The 5281-nt window shown below is 55.0% G+C and carries 2 tRNA genes and 3 rRNA genes; all 5 read right to left on the reverse strand.

The window, feature by feature from the left end:
• Nucleotides 1-26 precede the first annotated feature (26 nt).
• The 5 genes from rrf to FU658_RS14150 all read right to left on the reverse strand — a co-directional run bounded on the left by rrf (nucleotide 27) and on the right by FU658_RS14150 (nucleotide 5279).
• A 5S ribosomal RNA gene (gene rrf, locus FU658_RS14130) occupies nucleotides 27-140 on the reverse strand.
• Between the two features lie 131 nt (nucleotides 141-271).
• Nucleotides 272-3160, reverse strand: a 23S ribosomal RNA gene (locus FU658_RS14135).
• 228 nt (nucleotides 3161-3388) lie between these two features.
• Nucleotides 3389-3464 (reverse strand) — tRNA-Ala (locus FU658_RS14140).
• 122 nt (nucleotides 3465-3586) lie between these two features.
• Nucleotides 3587-3663 (reverse strand) — tRNA-Ile (locus tag FU658_RS14145).
• A 71-nt stretch (nucleotides 3664-3734) separates the two neighbouring features.
• Nucleotides 3735-5279: ribosomal RNA gene (locus FU658_RS14150) — 16S ribosomal RNA — on the reverse strand.
• The 16S, 23S and 5S rRNA genes sit together here with 2 tRNA genes alongside, the layout of an rRNA operon.
• Between the last annotated feature and the right edge of the window lie 2 nt (nucleotides 5280-5281).

Here is a 5281-nt window from a genome sequence, read left to right on the forward strand (position 1 = left end):
ATGGGACCGGCGTTTCGGATAAAAAACCCTGGCGATGACCTACTCTTGCATGGGCGAGCCACACTACCATCGGCGCGTGTGCGTTTCACTTCCGAGTTCGGGATGGGATCGGGTGGTTCCACACAGCTAATGTCACCAGGGAGAGGGTGGAGGGTCGCCAAATTACGGATGTAATTCGGCGCCGCCTCTCGTTGGGTTGGGACGTAGCGAGCGAGTGAAATCTGGACGAGTCTTGAATACGCGTCGTGAGCCTAAGGAGTCTTGAGGTTATATGGCCAAGCCTCACGGATCATTAGTACTGGTTAGCTCAATACATTGCTGTACTTACACACCCAGCCTATCAACGACCTAGTCTTGATCGTTCCTTCAGGGGAGTCAAGCTCCCGGGAGGTCTCATCTTGAGGCACGCTTCCCGCTTAGATGCTTTCAGCGGTTATCGTTTCCGAACGTAGCTACCCGGCAATACCACTGGCGTGATAACCGGAACACCAGGGGTTCGTCCACTCCGGTCCTCTCGTACTAGGAGCAGCCCCTCTCAAACCTCCAACGCCCATGGCAGATAGGGACCGAACTGTCTCACGACGTTCTGAACCCAGCTCGCGTACCACTTTAAATGGCGAACAGCCATACCCTTGGGACCGACTACAGCCCCAGGATGTGATGAGCCGACATCGAGGTGCCAAACACCGCCGTCGATATGAACTCTTGGGCGGTATCAGCCTGTTATCCCCGGAGTACCTTTTATCCGTTGAGCGATGGCCCTTCCATACAGAACCACCGGATCACTAAGTCCTACTTTCGTACCTGCTTGATCCGTCGATCTCGCAGTCAAGCACGCTTATGCCTTTGCACACAGTGCGCGATGTCCGACCGCGCTGAGCGTACCTTCGAGCTCCTCCGTTACTCTTTGGGAGGAGACCGCCCCAGTCAAACTACCCACCACACACGGTCCCCGACCCGGATAACGGGCCTAGGTTAGAACGTCAAGCACGACAGGGTGGTATTTCAAGGATGGCTCCATGCAGACTGGCGTCCACACTTCAAAGCCTCCCACCTATCCTACACAGACGAACTCAACGTTCAGTGTGAAGCTATAGTAAAGGTTCACGGGGTCTTTCCGTCTTGCCACGGGAACGCTGCATCTTCACAGCGATTTCAATTTCACTGAGTCTCGGGTGGAGACAGCGCCGCTGTCGTTACGCCATTCGTGCAGGTCGGAACTTACCCGACAAGGAATTTCGCTACCTTAGGACCGTTATAGTTACGGCCGCCGTTTACCGGGGCTTCGATCAAGAGCTTCGCCTTGCGGCTGACCCCATCAATTAACCTTCCGGCACCGGGCAGGCGTCACACCCTATACGTCCACTTTCGTGTTTGCAGAGTGCTGTGTTTTTGATAAACAGTCGCAGCGGCCTGGTCACTGCGACCCCCGACAGCTATAGCTCGCATGAGCCACCATCAGGGGTGCACCTTCTCCCGAAGTTACGGTGCCAATTTGCCTAGTTCCTTCACCCGAGTTCTCTCAAGCGCCTTAGAATTCTCATCCTGCCCACCTGTGTCGGTTTGCGGTACGGTCTGCGTAAGCTGAAGCTTAGAGGCTTTTCCTGGAAGCGTGGCATCAGTCACTTCGCTCAATAGAGCTCGTCATCAGTGCTCGGTGTTGAATGATCCCCCGGATTTGCCTAAGGGACCCACCTACCTCCTTTCCCCGGGACAACCAACGCCCGGTAGACCTAGCCTTCTCCGTCCCCCCATCGCACTTACGCGAGGTGCTGGAATATTAACCAGCTTCCCATCGACTACGCATTTCTGCCTCGCCTTAGGGGCCGACTCACCCTGCACCGATTAACGTTGTGCAAGGAAACCTTGGGCTTTCGGCGTGGAGGCTTTTCACCCCCATTATCGTTACTCATGTCAGCATTCGCACTTCCGATACCTCCAGCAGACTTCTCAATCTGCCTTCAACGGCCTACGGAACGCTCCTCTACCGCGTACATCAAAAGATGCACACCCCAAGCTTCGGTTTACTGCTTAAGCCCCGTTAAATCTTCCGCGCAGACCGACTCGACCAGTGAGCTATTACGCTTTCTTTAAAGGGTGGCTGCTTCTAAGCCAACCTCCTGGCTGTCTGTGCCTTTCCACATCGTTTCCCACTGAGCAGTAAATTTGGGACCTTAGCTGTGGGTCTGGGTTGTTTCCCTTTTCACGACGGACGTTAGCACCCGCCGTGTGTCTCCCGTGCTGACACTTGCTGGTATTCGGAGTTTGCCATGGTTTGGTAAGTCGCAATGACCCCCTAGCCATAACAGTGCTCTACCCCCAGCAGTGATACACGAGGCGCTACCTAAATAGCTTTCGAGGAGAACCAGCTATCTCCGGGTTCGATTAGCTTTTCACTCCTAGCCACACCTCATCCCCGTCTTTTGCAACAGACGTGGGTTCGGGCCTCCAGTTGATGTTACTCAACCTTCACCCTGGACATGGCTAGATCACCCGGTTTCGGGTCTATTGCCTGCGACTATTCGCCCTATTCAGACTCGGTTTCCCTTCGCCTCCCCTATACGGTTAAGCTTGCCACAAACAATAAGTCGCTGACCCATTATACAAAAGGTACGCAGTCACCCCACGAAGGGGCTCCCACTGCTTGTACGCACACGGTTTCAGGGTCTATTTCACTCCCCTCGCCGGGGTTCTTTTCGCCTTTCCCTCACGGTACTGGTTCACTATCGGTCGGTCAGGAGTATTTAGCCTTGGAGGATGGTCCCCCCATGTTCAGACAGGGTTTCTCGTGCCCCGCCCTACTCACTTATCATCATGCATGCCCTTTCGAATACAGGGCTATCACCTTCTACGGCTGGACTTTCCAGTCCATTTTCCTAAAGCATGCACAACTTTTGGGCTAGTCCCCGTTCGCTCGTCACTACTAAGGGAATCTCGGTTGATTTCTTTTCCTACGGTTACTTAGATATTTCAGTTCACCGCGTTCGCCCTGCATGGCTATGTATTCACCATGCAGTACCTCCGAAGAGGTGGGTTTCCCCATTCAGACATCGCCGGATCAAAGCTTGTTGCCAGCTCCCCGACGCTTTTCGCAGGCTGCCACGTCTTTCATCGCCTCTGACCGCCAAGGCATCCACCGTGTGCGCTTAGTCGCTTGACCATATAACCCCAAGTCTCCCCAGGGTTATCGTCTTACAGACTGATAACACTCAATTTTTGATAAGGTGCCCGAAGGCACCGCCTTAGCCTCACGACACGTATTAGACAGAACTTCATCCAATTCGCTCGCTACATCCCAATTTTCAAAGATCAAGGAACGGCCTCAACGCCGTCCCCTTCAATTCTTTTAGTGTGCGCTGCCACCCGTACCATCCACGTGCCGCCAAACTGGTGGAGCCAGTCGGGATCGAACCGACGACCCCCTGCTTGCAAAGCAGGTGCTCTCCCAGCTGAGCTATGGCCCCAAGACGTTTGCTGCGCGCCCGGGCGAACCTGGGACTGCGAGCCTTTTGTGACTGGCTAGGCGCGGACAAGTGAAGCTGGCTTTCGCCAGTGAGCTTGTTCGCAACGACGCCAGGCGCAAAAGTGGTGGGTCTGGGAGGACTCGAACCTCCGACCTCACCCTTATCAGGGGTGCGCTCTAACCACCTGAGCTACAGACCCAGGTCGGACTCGTGGATAACGGGTGCAGGTAACTTGTGCGGACGCCTACAAGATTTCGATCGTCATGCTCAAAAGGAGGTGATCCAGCCGCACCTTCCGATACGGCTACCTTGTTACGACTTCACCCCAGTCATGAATCACACCGTGGTAACCGTCCCCCCGAAGGTTAGACTAGCTACTTCTGGTGCAACCCACTCCCATGGTGTGACGGGCGGTGTGTACAAGGCCCGGGAACGTATTCACCGCGGCAATGCTGATCCGCGATTACTAGCGATTCCGACTTCACGCAGTCGAGTTGCAGACTGCGATCCGGACTGAGATCGGTTTTCTGGGATTGGCTCCACCTCGCGGTATTGCAACCCTCTGTACCGACCATTGTAGTACGTGTGTAGCCCTGGTCGTAAGGGCCATGATGACTTGACGTCATCCCCACCTTCCTCCGGTTTGTCACCGGCAGTCTCCTTAGAGTTCCCACCATTACGTGCTGGCAACTAAGGACAAGGGTTGCGCTCGTTGCGGGACTTAACCCAACATCTCACGACACGAGCTGACGACAGCCATGCAGCACCTGTGTCACGGTTCCCGAAGGCACCAATCCATCTCTGGAAAGTTCCGTGCATGTCAAGACCAGGTAAGGTTCTTCGCGTTGCATCGAATTAAACCACATACTCCACCGCTTGTGCGGGCCCCCGTCAATTCCTTTGAGTTTCAGTCTTGCGACCGTACTCCCCAGGCGGCGAACTTAACGCGTTAGCTTCGACACTGAGCACCTAAGTGTGCCCAACATCCAGTTCGCATCGTTTAGGGCGTGGACTACCAGGGTATCTAATCCTGTTTGCTCCCCACGCTTTCGTGCCTCAGCGTCAATGTTGGTCCAGGTGGCCGCCTTCGCCACGGATGTTCCTCCCGATCTCTACGCATTTCACCGCTACACCGGGAATTCCACCACCCTCTACCACATTCTAGCCTGCCAGTATCCAATGCCATTCCCAGGTTGAGCCCGGGGCTTTCACATCAGACTTAACAAACCGCCTACGCACGCTTTACGCCCAGTAATTCCGAGTAACGCTTGCACCCTTCGTATTACCGCGGCTGCTGGCACGAAGTTAGCCGGTGCTTATTCTTTGGGTACCGTCATTCGCGCCAGGTATTATCCGACGCTGTTTCTTCCCCAACAAAAGTGCTTTACAACCCGAAGGCCTTCTTCACACACGCGGCATGGCTGGATCAGGCTTGCGCCCATTGTCCAATATTCCCCACTGCTGCCTCCCGTAGGAGTCTGGGCCGTGTCTCAGTCCCAGTGTGGCTGATCATCCTCTCAGACCAGCTACGGATCGTCGCCTTGGTGGGCCTTTACCCCGCCAACTAGCTAATCCGGCGTCGGCTCATCTATCCGCGTGAGGCCCGAAGGTCCCCCACTTTCACCCGTAGGTCGTATGCGGTATTAGCGTAAGTTTCCCTACGTTATCCCCCACAGATAGGCAGATTCCGACGCATTCCTCACCCGTCCGCCACTCGCCACCCAGAGAGCAAGCTCTCCTGTGCTGCCGTTCGACTTGCATGTGTTAGGCCTGCCGCCAGCGTTCACTCTGAGCCAGGATCAAACTCTTCAGTTAAA

The sequence above is a fragment of the Alkalisalibacterium limincola genome, assembly GCF_008017755.1.
Taxonomy (GTDB): Bacteria; Pseudomonadota; Gammaproteobacteria; order Xanthomonadales; family Xanthomonadaceae; genus Alkalisalibacterium; species Alkalisalibacterium limincola.